At 65.7% G+C, this 18,133-nt stretch carries 18 protein-coding genes and 1 rRNA gene; 2 read left to right on the forward strand and 17 right to left on the reverse strand.

Going from position 1 to position 18,133, the window contains the following annotated elements; translation table 11 throughout:
* Positions 1 to 215: hypothetical protein (locus AB0J47_RS31960; RefSeq protein ID WP_364354538.1), on the forward strand; the 215-nt coding region annotated here is incomplete at its 5' end.
* A 192-nt stretch (positions 216 to 407) separates the two neighbouring features.
* Here the strand turns inward: AB0J47_RS31960 and scpB are convergent.
* The 9 genes from scpB to steA form a co-directional block, all read right to left on the reverse strand.
* Positions 408 to 1,055 (reverse strand): SMC-Scp complex subunit ScpB, encoded by a 648-nt coding sequence (gene scpB / locus AB0J47_RS31965; protein WP_364354592.1) that lies wholly within the window; start codon positions 1,053 to 1,055, stop codon positions 408 to 410.
* Between the two features lie 659 nt (positions 1,056 to 1,714).
* Positions 1,715 to 2,518 (reverse strand): segregation/condensation protein A, encoded by an 804-nt coding sequence (locus AB0J47_RS31970; protein ID WP_364354595.1) that lies wholly within the window; start codon positions 2,516 to 2,518, stop codon positions 1,715 to 1,717.
* Between the two features lie 170 nt (positions 2,519 to 2,688).
* Positions 2,689 to 3,633 (reverse strand): ParA family protein, encoded by a 945-nt coding sequence (locus tag AB0J47_RS31975; protein ID WP_364354598.1) that lies wholly within the window; start codon positions 3,631 to 3,633, stop codon positions 2,689 to 2,691.
* A gap of 225 nt (positions 3,634 to 3,858) precedes the next feature.
* Complete coding sequence (locus tag AB0J47_RS31980; RefSeq protein WP_364354541.1) at positions 3,859 to 4,323, reverse strand: cupin domain-containing protein; 465 nt, start codon at positions 4,321 to 4,323, stop codon at positions 3,859 to 3,861.
* Between the two features lie 172 nt (positions 4,324 to 4,495).
* Positions 4,496 to 5,446, reverse strand: a complete 951-nt coding sequence (xerD, locus tag AB0J47_RS31985) for a site-specific tyrosine recombinase XerD (RefSeq protein WP_364354544.1) — start codon at positions 5,444 to 5,446, stop codon at positions 4,496 to 4,498.
* Between the two features lie 12 nt (positions 5,447 to 5,458).
* Positions 5,459 to 6,118 (reverse strand): NUDIX hydrolase, encoded by a 660-nt coding sequence (locus tag AB0J47_RS31990; RefSeq protein WP_364354547.1) that lies wholly within the window; start codon positions 6,116 to 6,118, stop codon positions 5,459 to 5,461.
* Positions 6,119 to 7,840 (reverse strand): CTP synthase, encoded by a 1,722-nt coding sequence (locus AB0J47_RS31995; RefSeq protein WP_364354550.1) that lies wholly within the window; start codon positions 7,838 to 7,840, stop codon positions 6,119 to 6,121. It lies immediately after the preceding gene.
* A gap of 130 nt (positions 7,841 to 7,970) precedes the next feature.
* On the reverse strand, positions 7,971 to 8,918 hold the full coding sequence (locus AB0J47_RS32000; RefSeq protein WP_364354553.1) for a copper transporter: 948 nt from the start codon (positions 8,916 to 8,918) through the stop codon (positions 7,971 to 7,973).
* Positions 8,915 to 10,129 carry a putative cytokinetic ring protein SteA gene (gene steA, locus AB0J47_RS32005; RefSeq protein WP_364354555.1) on the reverse strand — a complete coding sequence of 405 codons (1,215 nt, stop codon included), beginning with the start codon at positions 10,127 to 10,129 and terminating at the stop codon, positions 8,915 to 8,917. The genes AB0J47_RS32000 and steA overlap by 4 nt, the downstream gene beginning before the upstream one ends.
* A 159-nt stretch (positions 10,130 to 10,288) precedes the next feature.
* On the opposite strand from steA, the gene AB0J47_RS32010 reads away from it, so the two are divergent.
* Complete coding sequence (locus tag AB0J47_RS32010; protein ID WP_364354558.1) at positions 10,289 to 10,708, forward strand: SRPBCC family protein; 420 nt, start codon at positions 10,289 to 10,291, stop codon at positions 10,706 to 10,708.
* A gap of 5 nt (positions 10,709 to 10,713) precedes the next feature.
* Here the strand turns inward: AB0J47_RS32010 and recN are convergent, their stop codons facing one another.
* The 8 genes from recN to rrf form a co-directional block, all read right to left on the reverse strand.
* Entirely contained in the window at positions 10,714 to 12,483 is a 1,770-nt protein-coding gene (recN, locus tag AB0J47_RS32015) for a DNA repair protein RecN (protein ID WP_364354561.1), read from the reverse strand.
* The gene (locus AB0J47_RS32020) at positions 12,461 to 13,453 is read right to left on the reverse strand and encodes an NAD kinase (protein ID WP_364354564.1); all 993 of its coding nucleotides are present in this window, start codon (positions 13,451 to 13,453) and stop codon (positions 12,461 to 12,463) included. The genes recN and AB0J47_RS32020 overlap by 23 nt, the downstream gene beginning before the upstream one ends.
* Positions 13,450 to 14,271, reverse strand: a complete 822-nt coding sequence (locus AB0J47_RS32025; RefSeq protein WP_364354567.1) for a TlyA family RNA methyltransferase — start codon at positions 14,269 to 14,271, stop codon at positions 13,450 to 13,452. The genes AB0J47_RS32020 and AB0J47_RS32025 overlap by 4 nt, the downstream gene beginning before the upstream one ends.
* A 1-nt stretch (position 14,272) precedes the next feature.
* Complete coding sequence (locus tag AB0J47_RS32030) at positions 14,273 to 14,581, reverse strand: hypothetical protein (RefSeq protein WP_364354570.1); 309 nt, start codon at positions 14,579 to 14,581, stop codon at positions 14,273 to 14,275.
* Between the two features lie 13 nt (positions 14,582 to 14,594).
* Positions 14,595 to 15,491 (reverse strand): HAD-IIA family hydrolase, encoded by an 897-nt coding sequence (locus AB0J47_RS32035; RefSeq protein ID WP_364354573.1) that lies wholly within the window; start codon positions 15,489 to 15,491, stop codon positions 14,595 to 14,597.
* Between the two features lie 470 nt (positions 15,492 to 15,961).
* Positions 15,962 to 16,837, reverse strand: a complete 876-nt coding sequence (locus AB0J47_RS32040) for a hypothetical protein (protein ID WP_364354577.1) — start codon at positions 16,835 to 16,837, stop codon at positions 15,962 to 15,964.
* A complete protein-coding gene (locus tag AB0J47_RS32045) occupies positions 16,834 to 17,433 on the reverse strand; it encodes a hypothetical protein (protein ID WP_364354580.1) in 600 nt (199 codons plus the stop codon). Before AB0J47_RS32045 ends, AB0J47_RS32040 begins: the two co-directional genes overlap by 4 nt.
* Before the next feature lie 422 nt (positions 17,434 to 17,855).
* A 5S ribosomal RNA gene (gene rrf, locus AB0J47_RS32050) occupies positions 17,856 to 17,972 on the reverse strand.
* Between the last annotated feature and the right edge of the window lie 161 nt (positions 17,973 to 18,133).

An 18,133-nucleotide genomic window follows, 5' to 3' on the forward strand; every position in this document is an offset into this window, starting at 1 on the left:
CTCTCGCCCTGCGACGAACCGCGATAACCCGAGCCACCCTGCGACGTGCCACGTCGATCGGAGCCGCGCTCGGCGGAACCTCGATATCCACTATCGCTCTGCGACGAGCCACGATGGCCACTGTCGCCCTGCGAGGTTCCGCGGTAGCCGCCACGCGAGGAGCCACGCTGTTCGCCCTGCGACGAACCGCGGTAACCACGATCGCTACCTTCTGAACTCCCCCGATAACCCCCTTGCGAGGAGCCGCGCTCGGAACCGCCCCATGCGGCCCCGCGCTGCGTACTTCCCCGTTGGGCTGAACGCATATCGCGTGCGTTTCGGCCTGCGCCGCCCCTGGGGGGCTGGTCGCTTCTGGTCCTACGATCCGGTGTGCCATCTCGGCGAGCGGGCGTATTCATATTGTCCTGTCAGTCTTCTTCGGTACCGAGATCCAAATCGGTCTCGGCGGATTTCCTCAGCCTGGTGTAACGGGGGTCCGTGTCCAGGCTCTCGTTGATCTCATCGATCAGGTCGACGCCCGGCAGCAGGGGCGCCAGTGGCGGCAAATCGGACAGCGATGCGAGTCCGATCCGCTCCAGGAACAATTCGGTCGTGCAGTACTGCGTGCCGTTCGTTTCCGGGTCGACCCCGGCCTCGGCGATCAATCCGCGAGCCAACAGGGTTCGCATCACGCCGTCGACGTTCACGCCGCGCACCGCGCTGACCCTGGTCCGGGTCACCGGTTGGCGGTATGCCACCACCGCCAATGTTTCCAAAGCGGCCCTGGTCAATTTCGACCGGGCACCGTCGAGCAGCATCCGTTCCACATACGGCGCATACTCGCTGCGAGTATAGAAGCGCCACCCGTCACCCACGAAACGCAGATCGATGCCACTGGCCCGCGCGGACAGTTCGGCCGCCATTTCGTGCAGCGCCCGCTCCACCCGCACCGGTTTGTCCTGCAACGCGTCGGCCAGCAGTTCTACCGGGGCCGGAGCGTCCACAATGAGCAGCACCGCCTCCAACGCCGACCGGAATTCATCGTCATCGAGCGGTTCGGGCGTGAACTCCGCCACTTCGTCGTCGGAACCGGCTATCTCTTTGCTCTTCGTCGCACGCGCGGCCTTCCTCACCCTTGCCGAACCTGCGGCCGCCGCGCCCCGACCGCTGGTCAGCGGTGTCTCGCCAGCTCCTCCCGCTACGCCTGCGTCATCCTCATCATTCGGCGCTGCCCGCTCGCTGCTGTTCGACTCGGCCGGGCCCGAGGAATTCGCCTCGTCGAATGGACTGTTTACGGTCGCACCTGCCGAAGCTGCGGGTTCCTCGCCCCCACCGCTCGTCATCGGCGCATCGGTGCGTCCTGCGGCGCCCTCGACTCCGACCGATGCCTGCTCGCCCTGGCCCGGCTCAGCCGTGTCTGAGGAATCCCGGTCGACAATTGCGCTGCCTACAGTCTCAATTGGTCCAGGGTCGCTCGAGGTCGCCGCATCCCCGGCGTCGTCGCCGCTCGAATCCGCGGCACCGCCATCGGTTCCTGGCGCTGTCGTATCTGGCGCGGCTTCGATGCGCTCACCACTCGACGATGCCACCTCGTCACGCGACTTCACCGCGCTCGCGCCTACTGCGTCGTCGCTCTGCGCGATCGGTGCACCACCATCGACCAGCTCGCTCGCGATCGCGGCGTCACGCTCGATGCCGTTGTGCTCGAGGGGTGTCGCATCGTCGGTGCGCTCACTCACCCGTAGTCCTCCTCGATGGTCACGGTGTCGGCGGTGTCGTCCTTGGGGTCGCCGGTCCAGCTGATCGAGAGCGGGCCGAGCGGGTCGGGCTGGTCGAACTCGATCGTCTTGCCCCGGTACAGCTCGAGCAGCGCCAGGAAGCGGGCGACGATCTGGATCGGCATCTCGCAGTCGGCGACCAGTTCGCCGAAGGTCGTCCAGCCGCCCGGTCCGCGCAGTTTGAGCTGTTCGAGCACGAGCGCGGCCTGTTCGGCGACCGAGAAGGCGTGCTGGTGCAGATGGTCGAGTCCGACCCGCGGCGCCGGGCGCGGCCGGAAAGCCGTTGCGGCGATCACAGCGAACTGGTTTGCGTCAACTCCCAGCGTAACCTCGGGCAACAGGTCGGCGTAGCGCTCCTCCAGTCCGACCGCGCGCGGGTATCGCCGCAACGCGACCGCTTCCAGCTCCCCGAGCAACTCAGCGACCTGTTTGAACGCCCGGTACTGCAGCAGCCGGGCGAAGAGCAGATCGCGCGCCTCGAGCAGTTCGAGGTCCTCGGCGTCGGTCACCTCACCGGATGGCAGCAGTCGCGCCGCCTTGAGATCCAGCAATGTCGCGGCGACCACCAGGAATTCGGTAGTCTGATCCAGGATCTTGTCCGCACGCAATGCCTGCTGCCCGATGCTGGCGGTCAATGCCTTTGTGTAGGCGATGAATTCGTCAGTCACCTGATGCAACGCGACCTCGGTGACATCGAGCTTGCGCGAACTGATCAGATTCAACAGCAGATCGAACGGCCCCTGGAAGTTGCTCAGCCGCAGCTGGAACCCGGATGTCTGCGCCGTCGGCTCGCCCTCGGCGCCAGTTCTGCCTGGCGGATTATCCGCGGTCGAAGCGGCACGCTCGGCGTCGGAGTCCCGATCGACGAACTCATCAGACTCCGAGCCGAGCGTATCCGTGTTCGTCGATGGTGCCGGTTCAGTACCGCCGATCACCGGCCGGACCGGTGGATGACTTCCCGCGCCATCGCCCGATATGCTTCGGCTCCACTGGATTTCGGTGCCCACGTAGTGATGGGCTCACCTGCGACGCTGGCGTCCGGAAAGCGCACGGTGCGCATGATCGCCGTGTCGTACACCAGGTCGCCGAATACCTCGACGACCCGCGCCATGACCTGACGCGAATGTAGTAACCGCGCATCGAACATGGTCACAACGATGCCGTACAGGCTCAGCCGCGGGTTCAGGCGGTCCCGCACCTTCTCCACTGTGTCGTTGAGCAGGGCGAGTCCGCGCAGTGAAAAGTACTCGCACTCCATCGGAATGATCACGCCATCGGAGCAGGCCAACGCATTCACCGTGAGCAGGCCGAGCGATGGCTGGCAGTCGATGAGGATGTAGTCGTAGCGATCACGCACCGATTCCAGCGCGCGACCCAGCGTCTGCTCCCGGCCGACCTCGTTGACCAGTTGGATTTCCGCGGCGGACAGATCGATATTGCTCGGCAGCAGATCCAGATTCTCGACCCGGGTCTCCATCAGGACATCGTCGATCGAGACCTTGGATCCGATAAGCAGGCTGTGCACGGTCAGATCGAGATCGTGAAGGGCCACACCCAATCCCGCCGACAGCGCACCCTGCGGATCCAGATCCACCAACAGCACCCGCCGACCGCACTCCGCGAGCGCGGCGCCCAGGTTGATGGTCGAGGTAGTCTTGCCGACGCCACCCTTCTGATTGCACATCGCGACGATCAGCGCATCACCGTGATGCTCGATCGGCGGAGGTTCGGGCACGACACGCAGCGGGCGCCCGGTCGGACCGAGCGTCGCGTCCTCGGGGACGGGTTCGGCGCCGTCGCCCCACAGCGTTTCCGCCGCGGCTGCCGAGTACGGACCCGTTCGGGGACCCGTAAGCGGCTGCGCCCCAGCACTCATCGGCGGCTCTGCCGCACCGGCTGTCGTCACGATCCGCTGCTCCTTATACGTTCCTGCCCGTTGCCTTCGCCGCCTCCGGCATCATCTGCCCGAGCGTAGCGAGGCCGATCAGGCCCGACCTAACTTTCGCACGGTCCAGCTCTCGATAGACGCTACCGCTTGACAGCGCAAGACCCACGCTCGGACACGCGACACCCGCGTTTACCTGCGCGGGCATCCGCTCCCCTAACGCCAATCCGGTCCGCCGTCGAAATGGACGTCGAACCGATCGTGGAGTTCATCCATACTGTCCCAATCCGCCTCACCCCGAGCGATACGACCGAGTTGCCGGAAGTACTCGAACCGGACGATACCTGGTGTGAGTACCGCGAAGAACTCGGCGGGACCGTCCACGGAGGCCCCGAAGGCATGCACAATACCCGGCGGAACCACCACCAGACCACCCTTCGCGACCGCATGACGTTCGCCGTCGACGAGGAATTCCATTGTCCCGTCCAGGACATAGAAGATTTCCGTTGACTTCGTGTGATGGTGCGGCCTGGTCCCATCCGCGCCAGCCTGCAGGACAAGCCGATTCGCTCCGAACAGCCCGTCGGTGTTCACACTGTCCTCGAGCAATTGGAACGAACCGCCGCCGGGCAGCGATACCGCCTCGACATCGCGCTCCTGAACGATGAAAGCCCTTGCCATCCAACTCACCTCACATCGGCATGCCGAGACCACCCGATCCCGCATCCAACACAACCGGACCGTAGTCCCATTTCTTCCCGGTCGATACGCTCTGCGCACGTTTTGTACACCGCACACGGATCCGTCGGGCTAACCCGAACTCGGCGCGCAAAATCCTGCGCAAGGCACAGAGTCAGCGAGCGCGCGGATGAGCGGTGGCCCAAACCTCACGAAGCGTGTTCACAGTGACCAATGTGTAGATCTGAGTGGTCGTCACCGAAGCATGTCCCAGAAGTTCTTGAACCACGCGCACATCCGCACCCCCGTCGAGCAAATGCGTTGCGAAGGAATGACGCAGCGTATGCGGCGAAACCGTGGCTCCGATACCAGCCCGCTCAGCGGCGGTCTGCAAAACCTGCCAGGCACTCTGCCGTGACAACCGACCGCCGCGTGCATTCAGAAACAGCGCGCCCGCAGTCCCTTTCCCGTTCACGGCGAGCACCGGCCTCCCCCGCACCAAATACGCATCGACGGCCGCCAGCGCGGGCCTGCCGATCGGAACCATGCGCTGCTTGCCGCCCTTGCCGTGCAATACAACAGCCCGCTCCTCGGCATCGAGGTCGTCCACATCGAGTCCGACCATCTCCGAAATCCGCGCCCCGGTCGAATACAACAGCTCGAGCAGCGCCCGATCACGCAATCCGCGCGGCCCACCATCGGCTCCGGCCCCGTTCGCATCACCGATCGACCCGCCCCCCGCGGCCTCCAGCAACCGCAACACCTGGTCGTAAGGCAGCGCTTTCGGCAACCGCCGTCCGGGTGTCGGCGGCTTCACCGCATGTGCGACATCGGTACTCGTCACGCCCTCCGCCGCGGCGAAGCGATGCAGCCCGCGCACTGCGATCAGCGCACGAGCGACCGAACTCGCGGCAAGGGGCGGGTGCGTCTGCCCACCCGCCCGCAGCACCATCGTGAACTCCGCGACATCGGATTCGGAAATTTGTTCCAGCGCCGTAATCCCGCGCGAGGTCAGGAAATCCCGATACCGATCGAGATCGCGACGGTACGCACCGAGGGTGTTGCGGGCGGCGCCGCGCTCGACCGCAAGATGATCGAGGTAGGCGTCCACCTCCCGTGCGAGCACCGCCCAGACCCGTCAGTCCGCGGACTGCCGCTGCACCTTGCGGCGCAGGAACGCGGTGGGCTGCCCCGGCCATGGCGCTTCGGCCGGTCGCAACTGCGCCCCGCTCGCCCTGGCGGCCGCGAGCGCGAGCAGACCGGCGACGGCCGTGGCATTGACGATCTCACCGGCCAATGCTGCCCGCACAGCCTCCTCCACCGGCAGTCGGACCAATTCCAGGTCCGCCTCCTCCAATTCCGGCTCCGGCCGGTCGGTTTCGTACAGGCCCCGAGCGGCGTATACCCGCAGCGCCTCATCGGTGAATCCGGGCGAGAGCGCGACATCCACCAAGACCGACCATTCCCTGGCGGCCAGTCCGGTCTCCTCGGCCAATTCACGCTTGGCCGCAGCCAGCGGATCCTCGCCGGGCACATCGAGCAGTCCGGCGGGCAGCTCGAGCAGCCGCTGACCGATCGGATGCCGATACTGTCTGATCAACACCACATTGTCGGCATCATCGATGGCCGCGACCGCAACCGCCGCATGATGTTCGATCACCTCGCGCTCGACGACGCGTCCGCCCGGCATGGCCACTTGGTCGAGCCGCAACGCGAGGATGGCACCGCTGTACATGGTCTTGCTCGCCACGGTCTCGAAATCGTGGCTGCCCGGCTGGGCTCCCCCGTTATCACTCATCTACGACGCCTGATCTGCGTTCGCGAACTCTTCGTCCGGGATATCGACCGGAAGCCGCTCGGCCAGTTTATATTTCAGTGCCGCCGCGATCAGCGCCGCGAAGAGCGGATGCGGCCGGGTGGGGCGGCTCTTGAGCTCCGGATGCGCCTGGGTGGCCACGAAGAACGGATGCCTATCCGCAGGCAACTCGACGAATTCGACCAGATGCCCGTCCGGTGAGGTACCACTGAATTTCAAACCGCTGGTGGCGATCTTGTCGCGGTAGGCGTTGTTGACTTCGTAGCGATGCCGGTGCCGCTCGGAGACCTGGTCGGTGCCGTAGGCCTGCGCTACCACCGACCCCTTCTGCAGCGTCGCCGGGTAGGCGCCGAGACGCATGGTGCCGCCGAGATCGGCCTCACCGGCGACGATCTCCTTCTGATCGGCCATGGTGGAAATCACCGGATGCGGTGTGTCCGGCTCGAATTCGGCCGAATTGGCCTCCGCCAGACCGACCGAACGCGCGGCCTCGATGACCACACACTGCAGACCCAGACACAGGCCCAGCAGCGGAAGCCCCCTGATCCGCGCATATTTGATGGCGCCGACCTTGCCCTCGATACCGCGGATACCGAACCCGCCCGGAATCAGCACCGCGTCCACATCGCGCAGTGCGGCCTGCGCACCCGCCGGGGTCTCGCACTCATCGGACTGCACCCAGCGGATATTCACCTTGGCCCGCGAGGCGAATCCGCCCGCGCGCAACGCCTCGGTCACCGACAGATACGCATCGGGCAGATCGACGTACTTGCCGACCAGTGCGACCTCGACCGTCTCCCGCGGCTGGTGCACCCGATCCAGCAGATCACCCCACACGGTCCAGTCCACGTCCCGGAACGGCAGCCCGAGCCGGCGCACTACATAGGCGTCCAGGCCCTCACGGTGCAGCACCTTGGGGATGTCGTAGATCGACGGCGCGTCCGGGGTAGAGATGCACGCGTCCACATCCACGTCGCACATCAGCGCGATCTTGCTCTTGAGCGCCTGCGGCACCTCGCGATCACAACGCAGGATCAGCGCGTCGGGCTGGATACCGATATTGCGCAGCGCCGCCACCGAATGCTGGGTCGGCTTGGTCTTGAGCTCACCCGATGGCGCGAGGTAGGGCACCAGCGATACGTGCAGGAAGAACACATTGTCCCGGCCCACATCGTGGCGGATCTGGCGCGCGGCCTCGAGGAACGGCTGCGATTCGATATCGCCGACGGTGCCACCGATTTCGGTGATCACCACATCGGGCACCTGCCCCTGTAGATCCGGGCCCTGCATCGCCAGGATGCGACTCTTGATCTCATCGGTGATGTGCGGGATCACCTGCACCGTGTCACCGAGGTATTCGCCCCGGCGCTCCTTGGCGATCACCGACGAATAGATTTGCCCGGTAGTCACATTCGCGTCCTTGGACAGGTCGCGATCGAGGAACCGCTCGTAGTGGCCGACATCGAGATCGGTCTCCGCGCCGTCTTCGGTGACGAACACTTCTCCGTGCTGGAACGGATTCATGGTGCCCGGATCGACGTTCAAGTACGGGTCGAGTTTCTGCATGGTCACCCGCAGTCCGCGCGCGGTCAGCAACTGACCGAGGCTGGAGGCGGTAAGACCCTTACCCAATGAGGAGGCGACACCACCGCTGACGAAGATGTGCTTCGTGGCCGTTCGCGCCTGATTCCGTGTATGACCCACGGGTCTTCACGGTAACACGAAATTGCTGGTCTGATCACACACCACGCACGTTTGCCACCGAGTCGCTGCCATTGATCGGATTCAGTCCGTGCGCCATGTTCGCAGCACGGGGCAGTGCGGGTCGAGCGGATCAGCTCGCGGGCGGCGCGACGAGTGTGAGGGAGGTCGCCTTGGTGCCGGTTCCGTATCGGCCCGCACCGCCGTTGAGCTGCTCGCTCAGGCCGAGCACGGTGGTGACGCGACCGATATCGCGATCGAGATTGTCGACGGTGGTGACGGCCGTGGCCAGCGCGGCATCGGAACGAATGATCGCGAGCGGGCCCGGATTGTCGGCGGCGCCGGACCGACCCGCGAGCACCACACCAGCACCGCGCCCACGCAGAGCGCCCGCGAATCGGGCGATATTGCTGCCTTGACTGTTCTCGCCGGACTTCGCGCCGTCGCCCGTGACGACCACGGCGAGATCCGCGACCTGCGTCGGAGTGTCGCCGTAGGCGAGGAACCCGCCGCCGCGCAACGTCTCCAGCACCAGACTCAACTCCTGCGGGGTGCTGCGCGGTTGCGCGCTCGCCGGATCGAGCAGCAGCACCAGGCCGAGCAGATCCCCCGCCATACTGCCCTGATCCACCTGACCGGTGCGCAGCTGCGCGCCCGCGGGAATGACATTGGTGACCGCGGTGCGCATCCGGTCACCCTCGGCGGCGTCGAGGAAGGCATCGGTGAGTGCGATGCGGCCGGTCACGGTGGCCCCCGAGGTTTCCAGATCTCTTGCGGCGGCCTCGACATCGGCGGGTTCGGCATCGGGGGTCGTGAACAGCACGACGCTGCGATCGGTCAGCGTGCCGCCGAGGATGCGCCCCGCCGATCCGGCGATGAATCGGTCCGCGGCATTCATTTCATCGCCGAGGCGCCGGTTCCGATCGTTGGTCACGTCGAGCTGTTTGCGCAGATCTGTTTTATCCGCGCGCAATCCGGACAGCAGGTCCGCCGCCACGGTCTGTGACCCGAGCACCACGCCGAGGGCGAGGGCCAGGAAGATCGCGACAATCGAAACCGCATGCTGCCGAATCGAAATCATCGGTTGCCTCCCGCACCGGCTAGGCCGCGTGCCCAGAGATCGAACCGATTCCAGGTATCGGCGGCCCACTCCACTGCCTCGGTCCCCATATTCGAGGCGAGCATCGCCACGATCACCGCGACCAGGGCGGCGAGTACGACCATCGCGATGGCGGTGCCGGACACCCGGTTTCGATAGAGCGTGGCGACGGCCTTGGCATCCATGAGTTCGGTGCCGATTTTCAGTCGGGTGAGGAAGGTCGCCGGATTGCTGTCGCGGCGACCGCGGTCGAAGAAATCGTCCAGTGAGGCGGCGGCACCGGCGGTCACGATGAGCGATGCGCCGTGATGGTGGGCCAGCAGCAGGGCCAGGTCGGCAGGTGCGCCGGATGAAGGGAAGGTCGTCGCGCCGATGCCGAGATCCTGGATGCGCTCCAGACCTTTGGCGTGGCCATCGGTATCGGCGGGCAGGATCATCTCGGCACCGGACTTCAAGGTGGCGGTGGTGATGTCGTCCGGGTCGCCGACGATCAGATCGGGGCGGTAGCCCTGCTTCATCAAGGTGTCCGCGCCACGGCCCACGCCGACCATGATCGGGGCATACTCCTTGATGAACGGCTTTAGTCGCTTGAGATCGTCCGCATGGTCCGGGCCGTCGGCCACCACGACCACATGCCGATTCTTCATGTCCAGCTCCAGCTCCGGCACCCCGATACCGTCGATGAGCAGCGCACTCTCGGTGCGAATGAATTCGATGGTGTTGCCCGCGAATGCCTCCAGATGGTCGGCGAGGCCGTTGCGCGCCGCGATCATCCGCTCGGCGATATCGGCTTCGGTCAGCTGGATGGCCGTGACCAGGACCTCGGGCTCCTTCTTGACCAGCTTGTCGGAGTAGACGACGCCCTCGTCTATGCGGACCTTGGTGCCGTCCTTGATCCGGAAGGCATCCGAACTGACAGTGTCCAGCAGCAGGATTCCGTGGGCGACCAATACTTCCGGTCCCAGATTGGGGTAGCGACCGGATATCGATGGCGAAGTATTCACCACCGCGGCCACGCCCGCCTCGACCAACCGATCGGCGGTGAACCGATCCAGATCCATCTCATCGAGTATTACGACATCACCGGGCCCGACCCGCTTCAGCAGACGCCTGGTGTTGCGGTCAACCCGAGCCACCCCGGTCAGCCCGGGTAGCACCTCGGTGCTCTTCGACAACAACGCCAACATCTTCATGGGGCCGATCCTGGCCGCAAACCCTCAACCATTGGTGGAGGCGCGCCGCATCACCAATCACATTCGTCACTGTGATAACACGAACACCACGCCGCGCAGGGAGCGCACCGACCAGTACCCGTATGCTGCGGGTCACAGATATCTCGAAGAGGAGACACCATGGTCAGCAGCACCGTCGACGCCGTGATCGCGGCACCACGCGATGTCGTCTACAAGTTCTTCACCGAGCGCGATGGCATCAACCCCTACATCCCGGTCGATTTCACCCTGAAGACCCCCGGATCGCCCACCCCGAACGGCGTCGGTGCGCAATACCTCATCGGCAAGGCCGGCGTCGGCTTCGTCGAGGAGACCACCAAGCTCGTTCCCGGCGAATTGATGGAATACAAGATCATCAAGGGTGTCCCGGTGAAACGGCACGTCGGCACCATCACCTTCACCGACGCCGACAACGGCACCTTGGTCTCCTACACGATGGAGTCCGAGCCCAGCCTTCCCGTTCCCGCGAAGGTTCTGGAATTGGGCCTGAAGAACCTCATCAACCAGTTCATCAAGGGCGCCCAAAAAGCCCTGCGCTGACCCCGTCAGGCGAGGGCGCGTTCGGCGCGGGCGGTTTCGAGCAGTTCCTCGGCGTGAGCTCGGCCGGTTTCGGTGTCATCGAGACCGGCCAGCATGCGGGCCAATTCGATGACGCGCTCATCCTTGGTCAATGCCCGGACACCGCTGTTGACCTTGCCCTTGCCGTCATCGGACTTGTCCACCACGAGATGGGTGTCGGCGAATGCCGCGACCTGCGGCAGGTGTGTCACCACGATCACCTGATGGGTGCGCGCGAGCCGTGCCAGCCGACGGCCGATCTCGACCGCGGCCCGGCCACCGACACCGGCATCGACCTCATCGAACACCATGGTCGCGCCGTGATCCGAACTGGCGAGCACCACTTCAAGTGCCAACATCACGCGCGAGAGCTCACCACCGGATGCGCTCTTGCTCAACGGCAATGACTGCGCGCCGGAATGCGCGGACAACCGGAATTCCACTTCGTCGACACCGGTCGAACCCGCATGTAATTCCTGCCCATCCACCGTCAGTGGCGCGGAATCCTGCGGACTCGCGGGCACCGGCCGCACCACGACCTCGAGCTTCGCCTTACCCATCGCGAGCCCACCGAGTTCGGCGCTCACCGCGGAAGCCAGCTTGCCCGCCGACTTGGTACGCGCCGCAGTCAATTTGCGCGCTGCCTCACAAACGCGGTCCGCGGCGATATCCACCTCCGCCGCCAGCGCGGCCAACGCCTCTTCGGAGACATCGAGCGAACCGAGACGGGTGCGCGCCTCAGCCGCCCACGCGATCACCCCATCGATATCCGGCGCGTACTTGCGGGTCAGCGATTTCAATTCCGCCTGCCGGGTGAGCAGCGAATCCAAAGCGCCCGGGTCCGAAGGCAAATCCGAAAGATAGCCACTGAGTTCGGTGGTCAGATCGACGACCACCGCGATGGCCTCATCGAGCCGCGGCCCGAGCGCGGTCAGTGCCGGATCGTGGGCCGATTCGATGCGGGCACGCGCGGCGCCGAGCAATTCCAGTGCGCCCGAACCGTCTTCGGGCGAATCAGCGGGACCGGCCAAGGCATCGTGCGCGATCGCGGCGGCCTCACGCAGCGAATCCAGATCGCTGAGCCTACGCACCTCGTCGACTATGCGCTCATCCTCACCGGGTTCCGGTGCGATGGCATCGATCTCGGCTAGCGAATGCTTCAGCCGGTCGGCCTCCAGCGCGAGTTCCCTACTGCGCGCAGTACGTTCGACCAGCTCATTGCGGGCGTCGAGCCAGGATCGCCGCTGCACCTGGTACTTACGCAGCAGTGAACCGACCGCACCGGAGGCGAACTGATCCAGCGCCGACAGCTGCTGATCCGGACGCTGCAGCCGCAGTTGGTCGTTCTGACCGTGCACAGTCAACAACGGCGCGGTGAAATCGGCGAGGACAGAAGCTGGTACACCGCGCCCCCCGAGATGCGCACGGGAGCGTCCATCACTGCCGACGGTGCGGATCGCGATGATGCTGCCGTCGTCATCGCGTTCGGCCGCAGCCGATTCCAGGACTTCCTGCACTTGCTTCTGCGCGGTCGTATTCACCTCGTCGACGGTGAACCGTCCCTCGACCACGGCCCGTTCCGCACCCAACCGGACACGTCCCGCATCGGCCCGTGCCCCGCTGAGCAGGTGCAGGCTGGTCACTACCATCGTCTTACCGGCACCGGTCTCACCGGTCAGAACCGTCAGACCCTCATGGAATTGCGCGGTAGCCGTGGATATGACGCCAAGCCCGTCAATCCTGATCTCTGTCAGCACGTGTGATCTCCGTTCGCCGTCGGCCACGCCAGCCTGTCACGGGCAATTGGAATTTGCGCACCATCCGGTCGGCGAACGGCGCGGAATCCAACCGCACCCACCGCACCGGTTCGCCACCGCGGACCGCCTCGAGCCGTCCCCCCTTCGGCAATGCCAGGGTGCGCCTGCCATCCAGGAAAACTATCGCATCATGGCCAGCCGCAACGGATTCGACCGCGATCCTGGACTCCGGACTGGTCACCAGCGGCCGCGCGAACAGGGCGTGCGCATTACTCGGAATCACCAGCAGCGCTTCGAGTTCCGGCCACACCACCGGGCCGCCCGCGGAGAACGCGTAGGCGGTAGATCCGGTCGGTGTGGAGATGAGGATGCCGTCGCAGCCGAATTGCGAAACCGGACGCCCGTCGACCTCCAGGACCACCTCGAGCACACCCATACGCGAGGCGTTCTCGATACTGGCTTCATTGAGCGCCCAACCGGTTTCGACGATCTCGTCGTCCACCCGGACGTTCACGTCGATGGTCATCCGATGCTCGAGCTGGTAGTCGCCGCGGACCACGCTGGCCAACGCCTCATCGAGGTGTTCGGCCTCGGCCTCGGTGAGGAAACCGATGCGACCCAGGTTGATTCCGAGCACCGGCACCCCCGCTGGCCTGGCCAATTCTGCTGCGCGCAGGAAGGTGCCGTCACCGCCGAGCGAGAGCACCATCTCGCAGCCGACCGCCGCGTCCGGGCAGTGTTCGACCACGCGTGCCGGGTATCCGCCCGGTTCCGCGACGGCTGTCCCGCTCGCGGTGTCGGACTCACAGTCGAATCGGGTGCTGTCCGCCTCGTCCGCGAGCACGCGCAGCCCGATGCCCGCATCTGCGAATATCTTCGCCACGCGATGGGCGGTTTCGATGATCTCCGCCCGGCCCGGATGCGAAACCAGCAGAATCTCTCTGGATTCGGCCGGCGTCAGCGCGTTCACTGTGGACCCTCCTCAACCGCACGTTCGACGAGCAGCGCGACCTGCTCGCCGTCGTACTCGAACTGCCCGTCTTTACGCAGCCACACAAAGTATTCGACATTGCCCGATGGGCCGGGCAGCGGGCTGGCCACCACCCCGACGGTGCGCAAGCCCAATTCGGCGGCGGCCGCCGCGACATCGCGCACTACTTCCGCGCGCAATTCGGGATCCCGCACCACACCGCCGGAGCCTACTCGCTCCTTGCCCACCTCGAACTGGGGTTTGACCATAGGCAACAGGTCGGCCCCCGCTGCGGTGCAGGCCGCGAGTGCGGGAAGCACCAGATTCAGCGAGATGAACGACAGATCGCCGACGACGAGGTCTACCGTGCCGCCGATGGATTCTGGGGTGATGACGCGGACATTGGTGCGATCGAGAACCCGCACCCTGTCATCGTTCTGCAGCCGCCAGATCAGCTGGCCATAACCGACATCGACGGCGACGACCTCACGCGCCTGCCTGGAAAGCAGTACATCGGTAAAGCCTCCGGTCGAGGCACCAGCATCCAGACAGCGCTTCCCCGCAACTGTCAAGCCCTGGGGTTCGAATGCCTCGAGCGCGCCGAGCAGCTTGTGCGCACCACGCGACGCCCACGACACCTCGTCGGGCTCCTCACGCACGATCAATGGCGTGCCCGTCTCCACCGCGGTCGCAGGCTTCACGGCGACCGTTCCAGCAATCAGGACGCGGCCCGCACCGATCAACTCGACCGCATGTTCACGCGATCGCGCCAATCCGCGGCGAACCAATTCGGCGTCCACCCGCGCGCGCCTGGCCACCTCAGATCTTGTCCACCGTGGCCAGTGCCTGTACGAGCACCTCATGTGCCTGCTCCAGGATGCGGGCGCGCCGGGTGATATCGGCGCCGGAATCGGAGTCTGTCGGAGGGGGCGCCGCCAGGCCGGTCCAGGCCGGACGAGCGTCGAGTTCGGCGAGCAGACTGTCGATCTCGGCGCGGATCCGCGTCGGATCGGCAGGCTCCGGGCGTCCCTGTGCACCCGGCAGATGCTGGCCGGGCAGCGGTGGGCCGGGGCGCGGTCCGTTCGAGCCGGAGCCGGGGCCGTTGGGGCGTGGCATCGGAGTAGTCATCGTGAGGTCAACGCTATCGGATTTCCGAACCGGACGCCCGCACCCTTACGGCTCGTCCCGGGTTACGCCGTAAGCGTTGCGCCAAGTCGTCGGCGAGGTCGGTCGCCTCGTCCTCGACCGGCGGATGGTTCAGTGCGTCCAATGACGCCGAGACGTAGGTCGGGATCAGGTCCGCCGGGGCGTCGCGTAGTTCGTCGAGGGTGCTCACGCCGGTCAGGACCAGCAACGATTCGAGGCCGACGCGGTTGGCGCCCTCGATATCGGTGTCCAGGCGGTCGCCCACGACCAGCGCGCTGCGCGTTCCGGCGCGCACCAAGGCGTCCTCGAGCAGTGGCGCATAGGGTTTGCCCGCTACTACCGGCTCTCTGCCGGAGGCGGCGCGCAGCGCGGCGACCATGGCACCGTTGCCGGGCGCGAGGCCGCGCTCGTTCGGCAGCGTCTTATCGGTATTGGCGGCAACCCACAATGCGTCGGCGCTCAGCGCGTAGGCCGCCTCCGCGAGATCCGGCCAGGCGGTTTCGGGTGAATGTCCTTGTACGACAGCAGCGGGCGCAGCGCCATTGAAACGCCGGATCGAACGCAGCCCGACCGCTTCGACCTCCTTGGCCAGGTCATCGGTGCCGACGATCAACACCGTTGCCCCGAGATCGAGCCGCTCCGCCAACAACCGTGCCGCGGCCTGCGCACTGGTCACGACATCATCGGTTTCCGCCGCGAATCCCAGCTCGGCCAAATGTCGCGCAACCACATCAGGACCACGACTCGCATTATTCGTGACATAGACAAGCCGCTGTGCCACAACGGAATCCGCCAACGCCTCCGGCGCGCCCTCGATCACCTCGGGCCCGCGATACAGCGTGCCGTCCAGATCCAGCAGCAGGGCTTCATACCGCTCTCGTAGCCGCTTCACACCACTCTCACTCCACGTAACCGACCGACACTTTCCCGAACCCTACGCCAGTCCGCCGACAGGAAAAATGACGGCGTCGACCGACCGTATGCCGCAAGCCCATTTCGAGCACACACTCGAATTTGCCAGCGCGACGTGCAACGTCGCATAGCCAGCGTGTTGCGCAACACCGACCACCGTGTTTCCGCGACTCGCAGCCGACTTCGATGGACGTTCGCCGACGACCGAGACCGCGTTCGCAGTCAGCCCCGACGACGAGCAGACCAGAACTGGCGGATATTGGGCAGGGCCGTACACAATCTCAGAAGCCACGCCTTCGTTGGACAGGCCCGACGTGAAACTGTGCCGCCGCTTCCGACAAAACCCGGGCACCTGCGCCCGCATTCCATGCCCTTGCGGCCGACTGGATCCCTTCTGCACGTGCGACCTGAGTCGACGAACTCTTCGGGTCGAGTCCCAGCCGCTGTGCCCTACAGCTCGGCGTCGCCGGTCAGTTCCTCGGCGCGTTCCTCGGCGTCGGTTTCACCATCGAGGTCGGCGGAGGCTGCGTTGAGGAACCAGGTGAGTCCCTCGGCCGTGCGGCCCGCCGCGACCAGGGCGTCGGCATAAGCGTAGAAGAGGCGGGCGGCGGCGGAGCCGGTGCGGGAGGGGTCGAGGTCCGAGGTCTGCAAGGTGACTACGGCCTGGTCGTATTGGCCGAGGTCCATGCGGGCACCGGCGACCACAATGCGGAGTTCGGTGGCCTCGTCACCGCGCAGGGCGCGGGCCTCATCGCTGCGCCCCAGTTCGATGGCGCGCTCGGGGCGACCGAGGCCGCGTTCGCAGTCCGCCATGACGGCGAGCAGACCGGAACCGCCGGACATCCGGCGGGCGGTGCGCAACTCGGAAAGGGCTTCGGCCCATTCACCCGCGTGGTAAGCGGTGACGCCCGCAGTTTCGCGGACCACGGCGATACGGCCCGCACGTTGGCGCGCCGCCCGTGCGTGGGCCAAGGCGAGACGCGGGTCGTCGTCGATGAGTCGGGCCGCCATCACGAGATGCCGGGCCACGGTTTCGGCGTTGCCCTTGTCCAGGCTCAACAGGTCGCGGCGCACCTCGGTTTCGAGGTCGGTGGCCTGGACGTCATCGGGCAGATCGGGTTCTTCGGGACGCGGTGCGCGTCGCTCAGCCGAACCGGTCCCGGCACGTGCGCCTTCACCACCCCGACGGCGATCCTGCGGGTCGTCGCCACGGTTCCAGCCACCGCGCTGACCGGAGTCACCGCGACCACCAGAGTCACCGCCACGGTTGAAACCGCCGCGCTGACCGGCGTCATCGCGTCGCTTGAACCCGGTGCCCTCGTTCACGTCGCCGCGCTGACCGGAGTCACCGCCACGCTTGAAACCACCGCGCTCACCTGAGTCACTGCGGTTGAAACCGCCGCGCTCACCCGAACCGCCGCGACTGAAACCACCGCGGTCGCCGGGACCGCGGTTGGAACCGCTACGGTCCCCGGAACCGCTACGGCCGAAACCACTTCGATCGCCGGAGTCACTGCGCTGTCCGGAATCGCCGCCGCGTTTGAAGCCACGGCGCTCACCGGAATCACCGCCACGGCTGAAACCACCACGATCGCTGGAATCGCCCCGATCAAAACGGCCGCGCTCGCCCGAGCCACCACGATCACCTGCATCGCCGCGTCGGCCCGAATCGCCGCTGCGGTTGAACCCGCCGCGTTCGCCGGTGCCGCCCCGGTTGAAACCACCGCGGTCGCCGGAGCCGCCACGGCTGAAACCACCGCGGTCGCCGGAATCACTGGAGCGCTTGAATCCACTGCGCTCGCCCGAACCGCCACGGTTGAAACCACGCTCACCGGAATCACCGCGCTGACCGGAGTCGCCGCGCTCGAAACCACTGCGACCACCGGCGCCGCCGCGGTTGAAACCGCCGCGATCATCGGCACCGCGGTTGGAGCCGCCACGACTTCCGGAGTCGCCGCGCTCGCCGGAGCTGCTGCGCTTGAAACCACCGCGGTCGCCGGAGCTGCGGTCGTTGGAATCGTTGCTGCGGTTGAAGTCGCCGCGGTCATTCGAGCCACTTCGGGTCGAGTCGCCGCTACGTTTGAAACCGCGCCGTTCGCTGGAGTCACCTCGGTCGGAAGAGCCGCGAGAGGCACTGCCTCGATCGCGGTCGGGGCCTCCTTGCCGGAAGGACTTCCGGCCGTCGTTCTGTTCCGACACGGTGGCCCCTTTCTAGAGTTCGGCCAGAGGTTGTCGAACCCCTGAATTCAATCACGTGACGGCGGTCGGGCCCGAGCACGGCATAGATATAGGTACAAAAACGACGATAGGGGACCCAGTTCTGGGTCCCCTATCGTGAAGGATGTTCCGGCGGTGTCCTACTCTCCCACACCCTGTCGAGTGCAGTACCATCGGCGCTGGTGGCCTTAGCTTCCGGGTTCGGAATGGGACCGGGCGTTTCCCCACCGCTATAGCCGCCGTAACTCTATGAAACTATCCACACAGAGAGCCAAACCCGATACCCACCCCCAACATGAAAGGGGGTTTCCTCGTGTCTGTCTTCTCGGTGATCTGTGTGTTGTTTCAGATACCGCACAGTGGACGCGTAGCTTCTTTGTTGGTAAGTCCTCGGCCGATTAGTAC

Source organism: Nocardia sp. NPDC049737, from assembly GCF_040674755.1.
GTDB lineage: Bacteria > Actinomycetota > Actinomycetes > Mycobacteriales > Mycobacteriaceae > Nocardia.